Source organism: Roseburia sp. 831b (genome assembly GCF_001940165.2).
Classification (GTDB): Bacteria; Bacillota; Clostridia; order Lachnospirales; family Lachnospiraceae; genus Roseburia.
This window is the reverse complement of record NZ_CP135162.1, coordinates 914,662-935,583: the sequence shown is the minus strand read 5'-3', so window position 1 is coordinate 935,583 and position 20,922 is coordinate 914,662. Positions and strand designations below refer to the sequence as shown.

Annotated in this window: 13 protein-coding genes; 1 reads left to right on the top strand and 12 read right to left on the bottom strand. The window is 40.4% G+C overall.

What is annotated here, in order from left to right; all coding sequences use genetic code 11:
- Positions 1-34: 34 nt before the first annotated feature.
- The 8 genes from BIV16_RS04165 to BIV16_RS04130 all read right to left on the bottom strand — a co-directional run bounded on the left by BIV16_RS04165 (position 35) and on the right by BIV16_RS04130 (position 11,229).
- Positions 35-1,249: an MBL fold metallo-hydrolase gene (locus BIV16_RS04165; protein ID WP_075679211.1), complete on the bottom strand. Its 1,215-nt coding sequence runs from the start codon at positions 1,247-1,249 to the stop codon at positions 35-37.
- A gap of 134 nt (positions 1,250-1,383) precedes the next feature.
- Positions 1,384-2,139, bottom strand: a complete 756-nt coding sequence (locus tag BIV16_RS04160; RefSeq protein WP_143524690.1) for an Rpn family recombination-promoting nuclease/putative transposase — start codon at positions 2,137-2,139, stop codon at positions 1,384-1,386.
- Positions 2,140-2,281: 142 nt separating this feature from the next.
- The gene (locus BIV16_RS04155) at positions 2,282-2,683 is read right to left on the bottom strand and encodes a hypothetical protein (RefSeq protein ID WP_143524691.1); all 402 of its coding nucleotides are present in this window, start codon (positions 2,681-2,683) and stop codon (positions 2,282-2,284) included.
- 46 nt (positions 2,684-2,729) lie between these two features.
- Positions 2,730-5,135 carry an alpha-galactosidase gene (locus BIV16_RS04150; RefSeq protein ID WP_075679213.1) on the bottom strand — a complete coding sequence of 802 codons (2,406 nt, stop codon included), beginning with the start codon at positions 5,133-5,135 and terminating at the stop codon, positions 2,730-2,732.
- A gap of 98 nt (positions 5,136-5,233) precedes the next feature.
- Positions 5,234-6,655 (bottom strand): MFS transporter, encoded by a 1,422-nt coding sequence (locus BIV16_RS04145; RefSeq protein ID WP_075679214.1) that lies wholly within the window; start codon positions 6,653-6,655, stop codon positions 5,234-5,236.
- Between the two features lie 34 nt (positions 6,656-6,689).
- On the bottom strand, positions 6,690-8,186 hold the full coding sequence (locus tag BIV16_RS04140) for a DUF6937 domain-containing protein (RefSeq protein ID WP_075679215.1): 1,497 nt from the start codon (positions 8,184-8,186) through the stop codon (positions 6,690-6,692).
- A gap of 17 nt (positions 8,187-8,203) precedes the next feature.
- Positions 8,204-10,648: a glycoside hydrolase family 2 protein gene (locus tag BIV16_RS04135; RefSeq protein WP_075679216.1), complete on the bottom strand. Its 2,445-nt coding sequence runs from the start codon at positions 10,646-10,648 to the stop codon at positions 8,204-8,206.
- Between the two features lie 11 nt (positions 10,649-10,659).
- Positions 10,660-11,229, bottom strand: a complete 570-nt coding sequence (locus tag BIV16_RS04130; protein WP_075679217.1) for a TetR/AcrR family transcriptional regulator — start codon at positions 11,227-11,229, stop codon at positions 10,660-10,662.
- Between the two features lie 227 nt (positions 11,230-11,456).
- Here BIV16_RS04130 and larC point away from each other — a divergent pair, with 227 nt between their 5' ends.
- Positions 11,457-12,659 carry a nickel pincer cofactor biosynthesis protein LarC gene (larC, locus tag BIV16_RS04125; protein ID WP_075679218.1) on the top strand — a complete coding sequence of 401 codons (1,203 nt, stop codon included), beginning with the start codon at positions 11,457-11,459 and terminating at the stop codon, positions 12,657-12,659.
- A gap of 180 nt (positions 12,660-12,839) precedes the next feature.
- Here larC and BIV16_RS04120 read toward each other — a convergent pair whose 3' ends face one another.
- The 4 genes from BIV16_RS04120 to srtB form a co-directional block, all read right to left on the bottom strand.
- Entirely contained in the window at positions 12,840-18,074 is a 5,235-nt protein-coding gene (locus BIV16_RS04120; RefSeq protein WP_075679219.1) for an alpha-amylase family glycosyl hydrolase, read from the bottom strand.
- Positions 18,075-18,379: 305 nt separating this feature from the next.
- On the bottom strand, positions 18,380-19,420 hold the full coding sequence (locus tag BIV16_RS04115) for a DUF5692 family protein (RefSeq protein ID WP_075679220.1): 1,041 nt from the start codon (positions 19,418-19,420) through the stop codon (positions 18,380-18,382).
- Positions 19,421-19,542: 122 nt separating this feature from the next.
- On the bottom strand, positions 19,543-19,995 hold the full coding sequence (locus tag BIV16_RS04110; protein ID WP_075679221.1) for a hypothetical protein: 453 nt from the start codon (positions 19,993-19,995) through the stop codon (positions 19,543-19,545).
- A 2-nt stretch (positions 19,996-19,997) separates the two neighbouring features.
- Entirely contained in the window at positions 19,998-20,891 is an 894-nt protein-coding gene (srtB, locus tag BIV16_RS04105) for a class B sortase (protein WP_242940306.1), read from the bottom strand.
- Between the last annotated feature and the right edge of the window lie 31 nt (positions 20,892-20,922).

The following is a 20,922-nucleotide window of genomic DNA, read 5'->3' as shown; positions in this document are numbered from 1 at the left end:
GTGCTTTGTGTCTTTATTAAATCTTGTTTTAATTTTATGGATTACAATTCTTACACGGCGAATATCCGGCATTAAGAAGTTCCTGTCTGCTCCCCGTAAAGTTTGCCTTATTCTCTTCTTTTATTGTGGAAACACTTTTGCAATCCGGTCGATGAAATTTCTTGGTGTTCTGGTTTAGCACATATGTTTCTTCTTGTTGTGTCTCTTCCTGATTTTGATTTTGTTTTAAGGCAACAGCCTGGATTTCATCCCCACTTCGATAGTCCTGGCATGGCTCCACATTCCAGGTTAAGTTTGTTCCGTCGCTTGTTACAATAATGTTTCCTTGAATATCCGTCCTGTACAAACTGGCACCTGTATTTTGAATCCGCTCCATTGTTTCTTTTGCCGGATGTCCATACGAATTGCCCTCTCCACAACTAATGACAATTACCTGCGGCGAAACTTTTTCTAAAAATGCCGATGACGAAGCCGTGTCACTTCCATGATGACTTGCCAGATAAACATCCGAAGCAAGATTTTCTCCACTGTTTATCATCACCTGTTCCATCTCACTGCTTGCATCTCCTAAAATCAGGAAACTATTTTCTCCATATACAAGACGAATTCCAATCGAATTGTCATTATCCTCCGAATATCCGTATTTATCCGGACACACGATAGTAAAATAAGCATCTCCAAACTCATAATTTTCTCCTATTTTAGGGAAAATCTGAGGTATCTCTTTTTCAGATACTGTATTCCAAAAGGAATCATACACTTTGGTATCCGTCTTATAATCTGCGGACAATACTTCATCACAGGTAAAGACATTCAGTGCTCCTATCACACCATTCAGATGATCTGCATCATAATGCGATGAAATCACATAGGCAAGCTCGTCAATTCCCTGTTCCTTTAAATAACGAACCACATAAGATGATTTATCCCTGTCTCCGCCATCTATAAGCATGGCAAGTCCATCACTTTGAACCAATACCGCATTTCCCTGTCCTACATCAAGAAATGTTACCGTCAAATCTCCCTCTGTCTGATTTGATACCTCTGTTCCCTGCTGGCTTGACATCTCCTGTTGATTTGTCTCTTCCTGTTGCATGATATCCGCTTGCTGTACAGCCTCTGTATCCTTCTCTGTACCTGATATATTTTGATTGCTCTGCTCCTGGCTGCTTTCTGTGCATCCTGTGAAAAAAAGTGCCGTCACACAAAGCAGCAATGCAATCTGTTTTTTCCATTTTTTCTGATTCATCTTAGTGTTGAAAACCTTTCTTATTTTTTGTCTGAAGTTACACAGACAAATTTTATTGTAACATAAAACAAGTGATTTTTCTAAGAAAAATCACTTGTTTTAGTCTGAGTGTATCAGCACATTTCAACTCTTATCTATATCTTCTCTGTAATTTTATATCCGGCTGCTTCCATCCGTTTAACGAATTCTTTCTCCGTAATTCCCATCTTTTCTGCGCCTCGCTTTGTTCCATAGTCTCCTTCCTGTACACTTAGGAAAATTTCTTTCTCTCGACCTTCTTCCCGCATTTTATTGTCTCTCATAAGTAATGTCATATACTCAGTCCTCCATTCCTCATGATTTCTGGCTTTTTGTACCGCCCGCTCCAGATTCTTAACAAGATTACTGCTTCCCGTTTGTCCACTTGTCATCCAATTCAAAAATTCTCTCATTTCTAAGGAAACATCATCTGTATTTCCTTCTGCACACAGAAAAATTTTTATGGATTCATCCCCTAATGCAAGCTTTAGCAACTCTTCACAATAATTTTTAAATGTGTACTTGTGCAATCCCTGTCCAAACGCATCAAATGGACAAATGAAAATAAGATAGCTCTTTTTTAGTTCACTGTAATCCGCCCCACGCTCAATCAGATTCAAATCTACCATTCCTTGATAATATCTCGTTCTTTTCGGCAGATTCGTATTGTCTGCCGCCTGCATCTCACAGTCATAAACAACATTTTGGTCATCCTCGCTATACACGTCGAATCGAATTCCTTTTCCATCTGCTGTAATCTCAATCGGTTTTTGTTTATCCAAAGTTAGAAACTTTCCAACCTTCTTTCCGATTATAAGTTCCAGTAATTCGTGACACAACTGTGGATTGTTCGTCAGAACTTTACAAAACATGAAATCGTCTGTAAAATTCAACTACTCATATTTTTTTGCCATTCAGGCTCCTTCCACTCTCCCAAGATTATTATATCATCCGAATGCGGAAGGAACAATATACATTCCAAATTTTAAGATTTTATAAAAAAAGAATCCTGCCTTATTTTCCAGCATAACGCTCCAAATACATATTCGCCTGATCCTCTGTTAACTGAAATCTCTTTTTCAACTTTTCTAGAATTTGTTCCCTGGATTTCTGCTCCTCAAGGTTATCCAGAATGAATGCCTCTATCCCACGCTCTATTCCTTGTTCTTTTCCTTGTTCTTTTCCTTGTTCTATTCCCTGCTCTATTCCACGTTTTTCCATACGTTCTGCAAATTCACACATTGATGATTCACCTCCCTCTTCCACTCGCTCGATTATTTCTTCTTCAATTGCACGATACCGTTCATCACCTGTAAATACTTCTAATAACTTTAAAACTGCCTCCGCATGTTTCAAAATTTTCTTAGAAGGCATATAGTGGGGATTTGCAAAAAAGAAAATATGCTTTGCAGTCATTATATAAAAACTGCAAAGCATACGCAAGCGACACCCTATAAATTTTTTATTTTTCTTCCATAAAATACATTCTTGAGCCGAAATCCGGGAAATATCTGGTCTCTTCATTGTATCCGGTTGCAGCAAACGCCTGTTTTAATTTCACACCATGATACATCAGGGTATCTCCGTAAACATCACAGTCTTCTGTCTCGCCATCCATTTTAACAAATTTTGCAATCACATTGTGAAGCAGGGAATCCGGTTTCACGTGAATTGGTGCTGCGGTATTTACAAGGTCACCAAAGTTTTTCACGCTATATTTTAAAATACGATTATAGAAATGATATTCTTTCTCTGGATCTAACCCTTTTGCTTTATAGTACGCATACATCGTGTTAGGCTCAACTAACTTTTGCATCAGCATTCCAACTGCCTTACTCTTATCTGGTGCAACGCAGGTCCACTCTGTTATGTTGCCGGCAGAACCATCTATATGGCTGACCTGATCTCCTGTATAAAAACTTCTTCCACGATAAAAAGAACCGAACTGCAACACACTTCTCCACTTTTTGTAAAGTTCAATCTGTGCCTTAATCGCAGCAACATCTTCACTCTTCATATCGCAAAGATTACATTCATAGCCACATACACCAAAACTTGCCACATGGAATCTTGTCTCAATCGGTGTAGTGCGAAGTGTCTGATGATTTGGGCAGGAAGAAACATGTGCGCCCACAACTGACATCGGATATCCGTAACTGCATCCGGTCTGTATTAGCGCTCTGCAAACAGCGTCGGTATCATCACTTGCCCAAATCTGTGGAAAGTAGCTCATGATACCAAGGTCGAAACGGTTTCCTCCTGCACAGCATCCTTCAAATAAAATGTGCGGAAACTTCTCGGTCAACACTTTCATGGTGCGATATAACCCAATCACATAGCGGTGTGCAACCTCTCCCTGTCTGTCTGCCGGCAGACTCTTGGAAAAATAATCCGTGAAAGTGCGGTTCATATCCCATTTCACATATGCAATATTGGCAGAGGAAAACACCTCGCTCATGGAAGCAATGATAAAATCCTGAACCTCTGGATTGGTCAGGTCCAGAATTCGCTGGTTTCTTCCCTCGGAATGTGCAACGCCCGGAATCTCAAGTACCCACTCTGGATGTTTTTGGTAAAGTTCGCTATTCACATTCACCATCTCCGGCTCAACCCAGATACCAAAATCAAGTCCAAGTGCGTTAATTTTATCACAAAGTCCCTTCACGCCATTTGGAAGTTTCTTTTTGTTTACATACCAGTCACCAAGTGAATGTTTGTCATCATTTCGCTCTCCAAACCAGCCGTCATCCATCACGAAAAGTTCGATTCCGACTTCCTTTCCCGCTTTTGCAAGATTTAACAGCTTCTTTTCATTGATGTCAAAGTATGCAGCCTCCCAGCTGTTCAACAACACCGGTCTCTCTTTATACTGCCACTCACCACGCACAATGTGGTTGCGCACAAACGCATGCATACACTGGCTCATTCCGTTAAAACCTTCGTTTGAATATGCCATAACAGCCTCAGGTGCTTCTAACACTTCACCCGGTTCAACTACATATGTAAATGACTGTGGATTAATTCCCGTTACAACCCTTGTCTTTCCGTAAGTAGTCACCTGTGCAGCCTCGTAATGATTTCCGCTGTAAATTAAATTTAACCCATAGCAGTCGCCAAAGTCTTCGGTTGTCTCTTCTTTACTTAACATGACAAATGGATTTGCACGGCTCGAAGATGTTCCGGTATAGGATGCGTTCACCACTTTTCCGGCACGGACTTTTGTATCGGTACGCTTCATCTCACGCGCCCATGCTCCATTAAAAGAAGTAAAGGTAAAATCTGCCGTATCAAAATCAAGCTGCGTGCTCATCAGACGATTTACGCGGATTTCTTTCTCACTCTCATTGAAAAGTTTGCTGCTTCTGCAAATCACATCACAGTCAGCATAAACATAATAATGCAGTTCTAATTTCAAGCCGTAATTCTTATCTTTTAACGTCACACATAAATGTTCCACAACACCTTTTGCATTCTCATCTTCTGCCTTAGATGCCGGGATTCCATAAGAACCCGGAAGCGTCTCAAACTCTTCTTTTCCATCAAGCACCTCTGCCTTCTCAAACAGAAAATCAGACGAAAAACTTCCATCCGCGTGAACAACTTCCACAAATGGTTCCCAGATATCCCCTTTTCCGTAGGACGACATTTCAAGGCTCATATCCTCCAGGGAAAAATTCATATGTTCCTGGTCATAAGTATTCGTATTTCCAGGCGCAAACGCATGTTTTTCGATCAATGCCTCTGGATTTTTCACGGTAATCTTTCTTCCATAATAAAGGTGTTCCAAATGTTTTGTTTCCGTTACCCGAAACGCATAAGTCGTATGTTTGGTTGATAACAAAAATACCTGATTTTCTACTTTTATCATGTCTGTAATGCCTCTCTTTCTTTGGCAGAAATAGGGGCATGTCAAACATGTCCCTATCCCTTTTTCTTCATCTTATTTTGTTCTTTTTCATTTGTCAATTACTTTGTGGCTGCTTCTTTTCTTTTGTGTAAATCTGCAGTAATTTCCTCTAATTTTGCGTCTGTTAAGATATATTTTTTCTTGAATACAATAAATCCGATACAAAGCACAATCATTGGAATAATCGTCATACTTCCACGAAGTCCCATTCTTGCAACATCCGAAATCGGTTCTACCACTACGGCATCCTTGTCGCTGCTGATTGCAAAAATAGCAAGAATCATATTGGAAATAAATGCTGCAAATCCGGATGCTAATTTTACGACGAAGGTCTGCATGGAAAAGATAACAGATTCATCACGGCGATGGTTCTTCCACTCACCAAAGTCTACTGTATTTGCAAGGAAAATGGTAATGATAACATTTAACATACCAACAGCGGACATAATGATAGCTGCCGGAATCAGCAATAACTTAATATCATTTGCTCCTGCCACGGATTCGATTAAAATCATCGCATAGCCAATCACTGCCATGAAAAAACAGGTGTAGAAAATCTTTAACGTATCCATCACCTTACGAAGTAATGGGAAAAAGATCATCATGGATAAAATCTGGAACCCACCACCAACAATGTTAAATAACGTAAAGTCATTTGCGTAGTTTGCAGGACTAAAATCATATTTTAAGAAAAAGTAAACCAATGTCTGAGTGATATAAAGTGCTGTATTAATCATAACAATTGCAACTACAACTGTCATTGCCTGACTATTTGAAACCAAGGCCTTAATCATATCTTTTACAGAGGCTGTCTGCATATCAACCGATGATTTTTCTTTGATGCATAAACATGTAATTAAAGTAAATACAACGAAAAGTACTGCAATAATCAATGCAAATTTACTATATCCGATACGGTTGATTTCTGTTTCTGTATCACCACCTAATTTTGTTCCAAGTGCAATGACAACTTTTACCGTGATAATCGAAATCAAGGCACTACCAACACCTGCGCAGGAACGGGCAAATGCAGAAAGAGACTCACGCTCTTTTCCACTCTCTGTAAACGCCGGAACCATAGACCAATACGGAATATCCATCATGGTATAGGTAACACCCCATAAAATATAGGTAACAGATGCATAAAGCAGCATGCCACTTGCATTCATGGTTGGTGGAATCGAAAACATCAAATATAACATCACTGCGTTTGTCACAGTACCAATCAAAAGCCAAGGACGGAATTTTCCCCATCTTGTCTTTGTCTTTGCAACCAAAACACCCATAATCGGGTCATTAAAAGCATCAAATACACGTGCAGCCATAAGCAATACCGCGATTGCTGCTGCGCTGATTCCCATAACATCTACAAAATAAATTGTAATGTAAGATGCGGATAACATGTATACCATGTCTTTTCCGACTGCCCCAATACCGTAGGCAAATTTTTCTTTGCCACTTAATTTTTTCTTTGTCTCCATCTTTCTCTCCTCCGCTCAAAACGGCTTTCTCATTTTATTTTTCTTTTAAACCAAATGCTAACTCTACAACTTTATAGGCGCCATCGTAAATACCCGCTTTTTTGTTGCTCATGATGCATCCGCACATGTCATTTAAAACACCCGCATCTTCTAAGAACAAGTCTATCATCTGTAAGGTATGTGGAATGTCTCTGCACTCTAATGTTCCATCACCAATTTCAGCGGAATGAATGGCTCCCCACTGCTCATGTCCGCCAACTCGTTTGATAAAGAGTTTTGGCACAGGATAGAATGCAAGTTCACTTGGTTTTGTAACTAATACGTCGCAGCTTCTCATCAAAAGATTGGTGCAGTAAACTGCTTCAAAAATATTTTGATGCCAGAATCCGTGAATTCCTTCTACGTCACCTGTTAAGGCATCATTCGCAAATTTTTCGGTCTCACTCCAGGAGTCAAAATGCTCGGCGGCTAACGCTTTCATCTCTGGAATCTCTGTTAAAAGTTCATCCCAGACATTTTTATAATCACCAACGTTTACATATAGTGCTGCTTTTTTGCTTTTAATTGCCGGGAGTAAATTTTTAATAATCGCTGCAAAAATTTCTTTCTGTGCTCCGGCTCCACCGATGGTTAATAAGAAACGCATCGGTTTTCCTTCTGCTTTTCTTCTCATTCTGGCTTCACAGTCTGCTTCAATGTTGCTTACCAATTCATGGTCGATATAATGGCCTGTGTATGCAAGGTCTGCTTCTGGCATTGCCTTTAAGACATCTTTTCCCTGCATTCCATTTAAAATGCGGTATCCCTGGTATGCATTGTGGGTCTGAATCGTATGAAGGCTTCCCTCTGCAAAATGAAGTGCCATTGGCCAGTTGTCCGGAATTGCATTTACGACATATTTCATTCCTGCATGGATTGCTGCCTGTGCAGGCCATACATGAGTTGCAACGACCGGCATCTCCTTTGGTACATTCGCATAAACAGGTGCCATCAGTTCTGCATTTTTCTGGTCCGCTGCATTGTAGGTTAATTTGCGGAATCCTTCATAGTTCATTGGCTCCCATACAAATTTGTTGAATAACTTACTCTTTCCGGAAAGTCTTGACCCCATCGAGTACAAATCATTCTGTGCACCAATTACTTTGGTACAGGTTGTCTCTTTGTAGGAATTTAAGTCCATCCAATATGGGGTATATCCCATGGATTTTGCAGCGGACGCAATTGCCATAGAGATTCTATAATGTCCAAATCCCATGCGGATATTTCCAACGATAATTCCCTTTTCTACATCAAAAGTATCGGTTGTTCCCTCTTTCTCATTGTAGTGAACGTTCTGCTTTAAATCTCCAACCAGAATATTCTGTACCCCCAAAGAATCTCCAATGTATGGATTCTTCTGCACAACAGCAGGATATTTTACATTGGAATCATCTCCAAATTTTTTTGCATATTTCTTTTTGGATTTTACTGCCTTTTTATATGCAGAATCACTGATTTTATTTCCAAAAATAATACTTGACTTATCTTTCATCTTTCTATATTACCTTTCTAATTACATTCGCAGTTGAATTCTATGACGAGTTCCTCTGCCTGTTCATTTTTTATAAACAAACGGGCTTTTCCACTCTCTCCGGTTGTCTTGACATAAGTACCACCCATGCCGCCCCGGAGTGTGGTAACAGACGGGCCAATCAGTTCAATCGGGCCTTCCGTCTTGAAACATACCGGCTCTTCAAAGAAGCTCAAAAGGTTCTGGTTCTCATCCACTGCCTTGATTCGGACTGCCGCAACATCGTAAGAAGTTTTTTCTTTCAAAAACTGATGGTCTGTCTCCGCTACAATCTGTAAAGAAGTCATCGGCTCCTTCACAATGGTTTTGACCACTTTTCCATCTTTGATTGCCTCAAAACGATAAGTTGTGGAGGTTCCTCCCCAGTCACCTATGTATTTGTTGTATAAGACAACCGCCTCTGTCGGTTTCATATGATAACGTAAAATCAGATGAAGTCCCATCAGATAGATGGATTTTGGAAGATTTGAAAGCCCATATCTTGCGGTGGCATTCATAATCTTTTTCACAGTCTCCGCCTGTTTCTTCGTGAACTTCTCCCCTTCTTCAATCGCATTTCCAATAAAGTCATCAATCAATATCGGACCATGCAAAAGGTTTGGATATGGAGAATGTTCTTTGGTATATTCCTTAATAAAGCGGTCATTTTTATACATGCGCACGGAATCTGCATTGGTAAAAATGTAAGTGCTTCCTCGATTACATCCCGGATGTTCGCCAATATCCATCGTGGAACTAAGTTCTAACACCGATTCTTTTTCCTGCTGGCACTGATAAATGATTGCCGCAAGCTTTGGATTCCGGAACATATCCATGACACCGTGATAACAGATTCTGTCACCACTTCCGAAGTCTTTGTGTGTATTGTAATCAAACATACACCAGCCAAAACTTCCCGCGATATCTGTTTCGCCCATCACTGCGTTTAAGACATTTGCATGACGCATTGCATGTTCTACGCGGTGTTCTTCCCAGTCAAATGTCTTGGTCGGATACATATGCCCGTTATACTCACTGATGAGATATGGTTTGCTCATATCGGATGTCACATTTTTCTTTGGCTCACATCCCATATTATTTCCCGCATGCACAAAGTCATTGTAAGTATATACATCTTCTAGCAGGCTGCTCTTTTTGTGGGCCCTAACACCACCGGTTGGTCTGGTATCGTCTAATCTGTGTGCCATCTCATTGGTCCGCTTGTAAAAATCATCATCGTCCTGCGACTCATTGATTCGGACACCCCAAAGGATAATCGAGGTATGGTTGCGGTATTGCAGCACCATATCTTTTACATTCTCAACCGCCTGGTCTTTCCATGCTGCATCTCCGATATGCTGCCATCCCGGAATCTCTGTGAATACCAAGAGTCCAATCTCATCACACCGGTTCAAAAAATAATGGGACTGCGGGTAATGGGAAGTTCGGACTGCATTTAAACCAAGCTCTCTTTTTAACAAATCTGCATCCCATTTCTGCATCGATTCTGGCATTGCATAACCAACATATGGATAACTCTGGTGACGGTTCAATCCGCGGATTTTAAATTTTTCTCCGTTTAGGTAAAAACCATCTGTCCGAAACTCTGCTTTACGGAAACCAAATCTTACAACCTTTTCATCGATAACCGTTCCGTCTTCTAAAAGTTCTGTCTTTAGTTCATATAAAACCGGTACATCCGTACTCCAAAGTTCGACCTCATCCAGTTCAAAAGAAAGTTCATTTCCACCTTCGCAAAGTTCTGCTTCCCCGAGCAGTTGAAATGGTTCCTTTTCTCCCTGCTGCTCTAGCACAAGTAGTCCGCGCTTTCTTAAGCTCTGCCTTGCATACAACTGTGGTTTCATCTGATTCAGGCTGATTTCAGAAGCAAGTCTTGCCTTAGCGGTTGCTGCCTTTTTTTCTTTTGTCAGGAAGACTTCCGGCTTCACAAACACATCTGACAGATAACTTTCATTCTTGATATCCAGATAGACATCACGGTAAATTCCACCGTAGGTCATATAGTCAATTACATATCCAAATGGCGGGATATTTAAGTTTTCTCTGCTGTCCACTTTTACGACGAGCGTATTTTTCTGTCCATAAAGCAGTTTTTCCGTCAGACGAATCGTAAAAGCAGTGTACCCGCAATGATGTTCCCCGACTTTTTCTCCGTTTAGAAAAACTTCGCTGTAATGTGCTGCACCGTCAATCGTAAGAAGAATTTCTTTTCCCCTCCATTCTTCTTTCGCCTCTATGGTACGCACATATCCACTCACCATCTGATAGATGTGTTCATCAAAGTAGTGATAAGGAACCTCTTTGCATGTGTGTGGCAGACGCACCTCTTCTAGCTGTGATGCATCAAACTCTTTTTTTAACATTTCTTCCCGGAATGTTTCGCAAAATCTCCAATGGTCATTTAAGTAAATTCGTTTTTCCATATATGTTCCTCTTATTTCTTTTCATGAATGATAATTCCATCAACTAAGATTTTCACAACCTCATCTAACGCTTCCCCATAAGAAATCTGATTCTGAATCAAAACATCTCTCTGGAAAAACTGCTCTAACGTCGCTTCTAACATCGTTTTTAAAACCGGAACGCAAATGGGACGAACCGAACCTTCTTCAATTCCTTCCTCAATCAGACGGATTGTCGTCTCCCATCCTGTCTCTAAACGTTCTTCCACTTTCTTATAAATCTTCGGAAACTTATCTTTTAACGAATATAACTGACGAAAATCAATGTCGCGATAACTTTCCGGCAAAACGCCAAGGATTGCACGAATCTTTCCTACCGTGTCTAAACTTTCATCCTCCAGCACCCTTTTTTCACTCTCTTTGATAGAGTCAAAACAGTAATCAACCATTTCTAAAAACAGGGTTTCTTTGTCCCGAAAGACGGTGTAAATTGTCTTTTTGCTCATCCCTAATTCACTTGCAACATCGTCCATTGTAAATTTTAACCCTTTTCGATTGAACACCTGCATGGTTCCATCTAATATCGTTTCTCGCAGTACCATTCCTCATCTCCGCCTTTTTTTCTTAGTTCCGCATGTCGGTGGACACTTGGAAACTGTTTTTAGTTTTCTAGTTTCCTATATTGTAACATCTGCTTTTTTCTTTGACAAGAAACTAAATTACCAAATTTAGTTTCCTGTTTTTGGCAAAATGTACTAAAAACTATTTTACAATCCCCGGATTCATTTTGTATAATGAAACCAACATTTCGTTTAGGAGGATAATCTCAATGAAAACATTATATTTTGAATGCAATATGGGTGCCGCAGGTGATATGTTAATGTCGTCTCTCTTTGAGCTCTGCGAAAAGAAAGAACTCTTTCTTACCACCATGAATCAGTTGTTTTCTCCTGAAGTAAAGCTGACTCCTCTTAAGGTATCCAAAAACGGTATCATGGGAACACAGATGCAGGTGTTAATCCATGGCGAAGAAGAAGGGGTCTATGATTTTCCTGAGAAAAAACATACAAAAGAACACCACCATCATCACCATGCCAGCTATTCGGATATCTTAGCCAAAATAAAAACGCTCGACCTTCCTTCTGTTGTAAAAGAGAATGCAGCCGCCATCTACCAGCTGATTGGCGATGCAGAGGCAGCGGTTCATGGCACTACCATAGAACAGATTCACTTTCACGAAGTTGGAACCCTGGATGCACTCGTTGATATCGTAGGCTGTTCCTACCTCATTTACCTGATTGCACCGGAACAAATTCTTTGTTCTCCTATCCATGTCGGAAGTGGTTTTGTCAAGTGTGCGCATGGCATATTGCCGGTTCCGGCTCCTGCAACCGCACAGATTTTAAAAGGGATTCCATCTTACAGCGGAGAGATTGTCTCCGAACTGTGTACCCCTACCGGCGCCGCAATTTTAAAACATTTCGTGCATGAATTTTGTTCTATGCCTGTTTTTGATATTCAGGCGATTGGATATGGTATGGGTCACAAAGAATTTAAAACCCTCAACTGTGTGCGCGCTTTTTGGGGCGAAAACACTCCTTCCGCTAACAAAGATCAGGTTCTGGAAATCTCCTGCAATTTGGATGATATGACCGGAGAGGCAATCGGATTTGCAACAGAACTTCTGATGGAACAGGGCGCTCTTGACGTATATACCGTACCCATCCAAATGAAAAAGAACCGGCCTGGCATTCTTTTCGTCTGCCTTTGCAGCCCTAAGGACAAAGACCGCTTTACCGATTTGATTTTTACCCACACAACGACACGTGGCATGCGCTATCAATCTTATGAGCGCACCAAACTAATCTCCTCATCCTCCACCGTTTCGACGCCTTACGGCGACATTCGGATAAAGGAAAGTGTAGGTTCAAACATCAAGCATCAGAAACCAGAATATGACGATGTTAAAAAAGCCGCAAAAACCCATAACGTTTCTCTAGAAGACGTATATCGGGAAATCAGGAACTCTTAGCTTTTATAACATTAACGCAAGAAAACTATAAGTTGCCTGTCGGCACCCAAATTTTATAAAATAAGAAATCCCCTGAAGGTTTCTCCTTTTATTAGATTTGAAATCTAATGTAATATTGAGATTCCCTTCGGGGGACTTTTTTTACTTTTTCAGTTCTATAAAATGTCTTACCTTTGCTGTCTATGCTCTCTTTTGTCTTCTGTTTCGGTAAACACCTGCTCCTACACATCCCATGCCAAGCAATACGACAAACAGCATTGCCATTGGCGCATGGTCTCCTGTATCAACTGCCGGTGTTACATTTGCATGTTCCAGATTTTTCTCGCTGATTGCGATTACATAATCACTTGCATGTGTAAACTTCAAATCTGCAGAGCCATCTTCGCCAATTGTTACTGCCTGCACGAATTCTAATTTACCGGTGCTTGGATTGTAATAATAAAGGTTTGCATACAAGCCCTTGTACTCACTTCCAAGTGGAACGTTCATGGTCATTTCAAAACCGAATTCTCCACTGTGGGCAAGTGAAATCTGAACGGTTGCTTTGGTATCTGGAATTGCCTGAATCAAACCTGCTGGAATGTTTGCGGTATTCTTTGTAACGCCTAAATTGACATCCGCATATGTTTTTCCTGCTGTAAGTTTGCTTCCATCTATCTTCCAGGTAATGCCATTCTCAAGTTTCACTTTCATGACAATCTTCGTTCCTGCAAGTTTTGACAACACACCACTTGGAATTGTCTCTGTATCTTTGGTTGCTGTTACCTCAACAACTGCATCCTCTGATAAGGTTCCAAGTTCATCCGCAAGTTTTGTCCAGTCTGCACTGCTTGTAATCGTATAGCTTACAACCTTGCCTTCTGCCTTGGATTCATCCTTCTTCGTATCATCATCTTTCTTGGAATCATCCTTCTTGGAATCATCGTCTTTCTTAGAATCGTCATCTTTCTTGGAATCATCGCCCTTGCCGGAATCATCCTTCTTCACATTTACGGTAACATCACAGGACGCAGATACCTGATTTACACTGTATTTTGCGGTTGCCGTAATCACAGCTTTTCCTGCACCTACTGCTGTTACCACGCCGTTTGCATCAACGGAAGCTACTTTTTCATCGCTGGATGACCATACAACAGCTCCACCCTGTGTCGCGTTGTCTGGTGTCACAACTGCCTTTAAGCTTTCTGTCTTACCGCTGTCTAAAGTAATCTTGTCTTTTGCTAATGTTACATCTGTTGCAACCACTCTTTGTGCTACTTTGTAAGCCGGGTCATAAGCTGGTGCTAATGCAGCCTCATCAACAGTTGTCTGTTTTGCATCTGCTGTTAAAATCATGCCGCTAAGTGCAGGTACCGTAACGGTTACTTTTCCACCTGCCGCATTTACTACGCTTCCACTAATCAAATCTGTCAAAGCTGTCTCATTTACACCTAATTCATTCAAATCAACTACAACTGTCTTTTCTTCCTGTGCATTGTTTGCAAGAACGACCAAAGTATCTTTATCATCACTTCTTACATAAGAAACAATGCTGTCACATGTTGTACCATCCTCTGCTTTTGCGTCAAAGACTGTGACATCTCCGGTACGAAGTGCTGCGTAGTTCGATCTGATGTCTGCTAATGTTGCATACCAGGTAACAAGCTCTTTATTTCCTTCTCCCCAGGTAAATGCACGTCTGTCATCCGGGTCATCTGCACCAACCATACCAATTTCGTCTCCATAATAGATGGTTGGAGCACCTGCATACGTAAACTGTAAAAATGCTACCAGATACTGTCTTTGTTTTGCAAGATCGGATGTTTTCTCATAAGTTGGGAATGCTGCCCCAATTGAGGTATCTTTTCTGTCGTCATCGATTCCATCTAAGTAAGAAAGAACTCGTGATGTATCATGAGAACCAACCAGGTTCATCATGGCGTAAAATGCTTCTTTTGGATAACGCTCTCTGATTTTTTCCAAGGTCTTTTCCATATCCTCTTTGGAACCACCTTTTGCATAAGAGAGAACTGCATTACGGAAGACATAGTTCATAACAGAATCATACATATCTCCCAACAGATACTCGGTTGCGTCATCCCAGATTTCTCCGATAATCACTGCATCGCTGTCCAATGCTTTTACCGATTCACGGAATTTCTGCCAGGTTTCATCGGAAACCTCGTTTGCTACGTCCAATCTCCATCCGTTAGAGCCTTCGCTCAGCCAGTACTGGGTTACACTTGTGCCATCTTCATTTCCAATAATCTTTTCGCCCCAGTTTCCAGACTGATATTCCGAACCATTGGTAGACTTAATAACAGGCATGCTGTCATAACCCCACCATCCTTCGTAGCTGTACACTGGTTTTCCGGCACGAAGTCCAACGTTATCTTTGACAACCTCTTTGTTGTCATCTGTAATGTAGCTGTCATTTGAAACTGCAAACCATTCTGTATAAGAAAAGTCTGTAATTCCATAATTTGTCTTAAAGTATTCTTTTGCGTCTTTTTCAGCTGTTGCCTGGTCAATGCCAGAAGCAGCCATTTTATCATAAACATAAGCCCAATATGGGTATGCACCGACTGCTGTTGTTCCAGCCTCTAAATATTTGTAATAACGGTCAAAATATTTTGAATCATCAGAAACATGGTTGAATACACCGTCTAATACGATGTGCATATCATTTTCTTCTGCTGTCTTTACAAGTTCCTTAAAGTCACCTAAATCGCCTAAGATTGGATCAATCATCTCATAATCACTGGTGTCATAACGGTGGCTGGAAATAGAAGAAAATACCGGATTGATGTAAATAACATTGACACCAAGTGCCTTTAAGTAATCAATTTTGTCTGTGATACCGGCTAAATCTCCACCGTAAATCTCATTACTCCAATTGCCATCGCCATAGTATGCTCCGGTTGACTTATAAGTATCTTCGTCTAATTTTGTCTCCTGCTCTGGATTCTCCGGTAATGTATCCCAGTCTGTAATGTATTCATAATCCGTCTCGCCACGTGCAGATGTCTGTGCAAAATCATTTGAGACATCACCGTCAAAGAAACGTTCTGGGAAAATCTGATAGATTACCGCATTCTTCATCCAGTCCGGTGTCTTGAATCCATCCTGATAAACAACCAAATCGTATGGTTTGATATTGGTTAAATCGGTAACCATTCCCTCTCCATAATATCCGTCATCATCTGAATAAATTTTTACTGCAGAACCATTTGATAATACAAAATAATACTGTACTTCACCGATTTTGGAAAAGTTGGTTGTAACGCTCCATTTTTGTACGCCGTCTGTAACGTCTCCTGTTTTTTCGAGTGGTAATACTTTCTTTTCAACACCCTTTACCACAAGACGTACATTTTTGATATCCGTTCCGGTCTGAATGGTAAACGTAACATCCTCCCCGGTTGCAACTGCTCCATACACGCTCTTGCAGTCGCTGGATTTTGTGTTGTAATAAATATGTTCCTCTTCAATCGGTTCATTGGAGGCATCACAGTAGAATACCTCAGAACTTGGATCGTAATAGAAGGTGACATCCTTATCCTCGTCTACTTTTACAGTTCCAAATTCATAGGAAACGTTTTCTTTGTTATCGTGTAATTTCAAGTCTGTATAAGTTCCTTTTTTCATTGGAACCGTTACCGAATAGATACCGGTTAGACCTTCGTCTGTCAATTTGGTATCTGCAGGAATACCGGTTCCCAATAAGGAAATATCTGCAAATACATAATCAATGCTTGTCACTGCAAGATGACTGAAATCACTATAATAAACCGTTACATCCTGTTTTTCCGGTACGGTAAGGCTATAATTGTCTCCGCCTGGCTTTCCGGCAACACCATAGTTCTCGTCCCAGGAACCAAACGAAATCTTAAACTGATAATTTGCTGCAGGAACATCTTTAAATGTATATTGGTAAATACCATTTCCAACATAAGTCATCTTATTGGAAGCTGCGTCCCAGCTTGGACCAGGGAATGTACCCGGCACATTGACAAGACGTCCTTTAAATGCATCTCTCGTATAGGAAGAATAGTTTTCCCCATTAACGGTCACTGTATCATTCGAAGAATCCAACTGCTTATTTCCATCTACCATGTAGTAGTATACAGCATCAATTGCGTTGTCACCTAAGAATAAATCTTGTGTCTGGTAAACATCATTTCCTGTCTCTTCTTCTGTTTTTGTTTTATTCAGTGCAAGCTTTTCAAACGCCGACGCACCATCTTTTTCTACGTCTGCTTTTGCGGCATAGTAAAGCTCTACGGAACTACCCTGTGGAACCGGCATGGTAAATCTTGTCTTACCATTTGCTAAATCTTCTACTTTTGCCTCAGCCGGTGCCTCTGGTTCAGCCTCCATGCCAAGAGCCTGTGCTACTTCACTTGCATTGTTCAAGGAATCTTTCAAAAGTCCTGTTGTCGTATCATATAAAAATATGACATTGGTATTATCCGCTTCAATGGCTAATTTTTTATTTCCACCCTCTGCCTCATACCAATTGCTGTAATTGAATACACATTTGTATTCATAATTGCCAGCTGCAAACACCTTCTGATAAAGAAATAACGTGTCGGATATCTGGGAGAACTCATATCCAGTTGCACCTGCTGACCAGTTTGCTGCCTCATCACATCTTGCTGTTCCAATTAAGGAAACGGTTGTGTGAAAAGCATTTGCATTTACATCACCACTGTTTTGTTTGATGACAAAATCCGGTGTACGGATGGAATCATAAACAACTCTGTTAATTTCATCACAAAGTACGGTAAGCGATGTGCTTCCTGCCGGAATAGTCAGTGCAATATTGCTGCTTCCATTTCCAAAATCACTGCCCCATGCATCATCAAATGCTACCTTATATCCACCGTCTGCAAGTTCCACATCTTCTGTTAACTCTTTGAAATAGTATGTTCTTTCATACAGTCCACCGCCAATGTATGCAAGCTCGGCATTGGTATCTTCCGGATTCCAGCTAGCAATGTCATACCGGGAAGTTTCATCCTCTGAATCACTCAAGAACTCTATGCCCATAAAATTACCAACAATCGCAGCGCTATGTACTAATGTGTTATCACTGACAGAATCCTGGAACACCCCATCCCGGTAACGGAAATATACCGTCTCATCTGCGGATACTGTAACGCTATCCGCATCTCCTACTGTCTCGCCATTTACCAACAGATTTGCCTCATAGGTACCTGCGGTAAGATTACATGCTGCCTCATAGACGCCATTTCGATAAAGTTGCATATCGGTTACTGTTTCACCAATTTTAACCTGCATAAGGTCCGAAACGACAACCGTATTTTCTGCAGCTTTTGCTGTCAGAGACCATCCAAATGAAGATGGCAGTAATGTTGCCACCAGTGTAGCAATCAGCCCCATACTGACTGCTCTCTTGAAAAACCTTTTCATCTTTTTCACCCTTCTCCTTCTTTTTTCGAAAAAATACTTCTTTAGGTACCTCTCCTACAAAAATAGTCCTTTTTTCTCCCATTTTCCGACTTTTTTGATTTGTAAAACCTCCCCAAATTTTTTCGCATTTTTTCGTAATTTAATTATATTTCTTTTTCAAAGGTTTCTCAATGTGCAATAACGCAAAAAGAAACCGTGAAAAATTGGATATTTTCACGGTTTCTTCCTTTATCATTCCTCCCATTAGAGAAATGGTACTACGAAAATTTACTAAATTTTCGTCTGAATTTTTTTGCAATTTGCTATTAGTCTTCTACTCTTGCCATAGCAAGTTCAAAGTCTTTTGTTCCTTTGAAGATTTCTTCTTTGTAAGGGTTCTTCTTCTGTTCGATAGAACGTTTGATGATAATAGTAAGAACGATTACGTTAGCAACAAGTGCGATGATTGAAACAACGCCCTGTGCAGTAGGATCTGCTGTTGTAGGATGTGTTGCTTTGTCCATGAATCCATCGGAGTAAAGTCTTGTGATAACTGCGAATTTACCCTGATCCTGGAATAATGGGAATACCTGAGCGAACATACACCATAATGCAAGTGTGTTAGCACGGTTCTGAATCCAGCCACCTTTGTTCCAGAATGCATTTGCAAATGTAGGGGCAAGTAATAACGCAAGACCACAATACCAAGCATGTGTAGGCAGGTTGTTGTATGTATACTCAAAGTTCCAAAGATCATATGCAACGATGAAGAATACAGTCATATCTGGCCATAACATATCGTCTTTCTTCTTGGATGAGTAAACTCCCCACCATCCTGTCATACAGAAGATGTTAAGGATTCCGGCGATACCATTTACAACGTTCCACCATCCACCATAGAGCCATACGCCCTCGCTAGATAACCACCATCTGGAACCCGTTTCAGCTAATGCATGAGCACCTCTGATTGCAGATTCGAAATCGCTGCATACAGCGATTAAGATGTTGATAGCAACGATAACAAATGGGAATGCCTTGAACCAGTGAGTTTTACCAACTCCCCATTTGTATTTGATCATCATGAAGCCGATACATCCAGCTGTTGCTGCATATAATTTTGCATAATGGAACCAACTTGTCATATGTACATATGTGTCATTGTTGAGTGCCCATTCTGCTCCTGCTGCTGCAGAAACATAAATTGCAATAAAGTAAACGGTTAATACAAGTGGTAATGCTACGAAGCAAAGAAGTCCACCGACTTTTGTACGACGAGCAATTTCATTAGCAATTACTAAACTAGCAAATACTAATACCCAGCCTAAAAGCTGCCACATGGAGTTATCTCCATAAATTTGAAACAACATAATAATTCTCCTCCCTTGAAAAAATTATTTATACTATTATGTTTTCCTCTGGTATTACCAGATGTTAAAATTTTAACACTTTTTTTATAATTTTTCAAGGTTATTGTCAAATTTTGTATGTTTCATTCTTCTTCAATCTCTAATTTCCCTGGATTTACCTCTAAATATACGCTGGAATGGTCGATTTTATACATATCTAAAAGGAGTTTCCAAAGATTGCAGCACTGGCTGACCAGGACTGCAGATGCCTCCACACTATATGGAAGCAGCGTATGCAAATTGAAAAAACGGTTCCCAAGTGGTGGCAGAAAAATCATGTTTGAGGTTCTGGTCCTACCATCTGATTTCTTAATCATCTCATAGGTGGTAAGCAAAAAATCCTGATTTTTATATTTACAATAGTAGGATACATAAAACTCATCCACCGTCCAGGTCAATCCATCCTCTTCTACTTTTGGCTTGTCTGAAATATCGTTGGATTCCGTTGACTGTACCTGTACGTTCCAGTGAATTTTTCCTTCCTTTGTCGCCTGTATCATCTCAGTCAGTTTATGATTTAACTCTTCCGGTCTCATTCTTATTCTTCCTCCTGTGTCGTCTTATCCTGCGTTGTCATATCATGTTCCTCCTCTAATACCGCATTCACCAGGAAACGGTATCCTTCCGCGGAACAGGTCGATAATGTCACAACCTTATCCTCCTTTGATACCTCAACACCGGTGTTGGTATAAGACTTTTTCTTCATCGTCGAAATCAGACTCGCCATTGCATCATCCGATTCATAACTTGTAAAGAAGAAATCGTTTGTCTCATCAATATCAAAATAAGAAAAGATATGATAACGGTAAGCTTTTGTAGTCGTATAGATTGTAAAATACTGATTATCGTCGTAAAATCCATCTTTTTTGTACTTTTTCAACCGGCCGAACATGCTCAGATTCTTCATATTATGTCCATAGATAATGGTATCCCGGTCTGAAAAATCCGGTGAATTCTTTTCATCGATAAAAAGGCTTCCCGCCTTGCTGTCTTTTCCGTCCAGATCACGGTGCAGATATTTTTCATTATCGCCGGAATACATCACAGGATAACTTAAATCCATCGAATCAAAACGAATCCATGCGACTGCCTCTTTGTTCTCTTTTTGTAACGCTTCAAGATCAACAGAAATATTCTCATACCACCAGTTCTTATCTGCCTCTGTTTCTCCATTCTTTTTCTTAGCGTCATCTACCGAAACATATTCTTCCCGCATATCCTCATATGCATTTTCCTCTGTTATATAATGGTACAAAACCGGTATCAGCTGGCTTAATGCAAACACAATCAATAAAATTCCAACCACCATACAAATGAAAGTCATGGTGTCTGGCTTTTTCTTTTTCTTTTTCTTCTTTTCTGTTCCCTGTTTCTTATCCTGTTCCTCTTGCATGACAACGCCCTTCTTTTGTTCTTCCATCTTATCTATCATACCTTCCCATCACTATCTCAAACTGATTGAC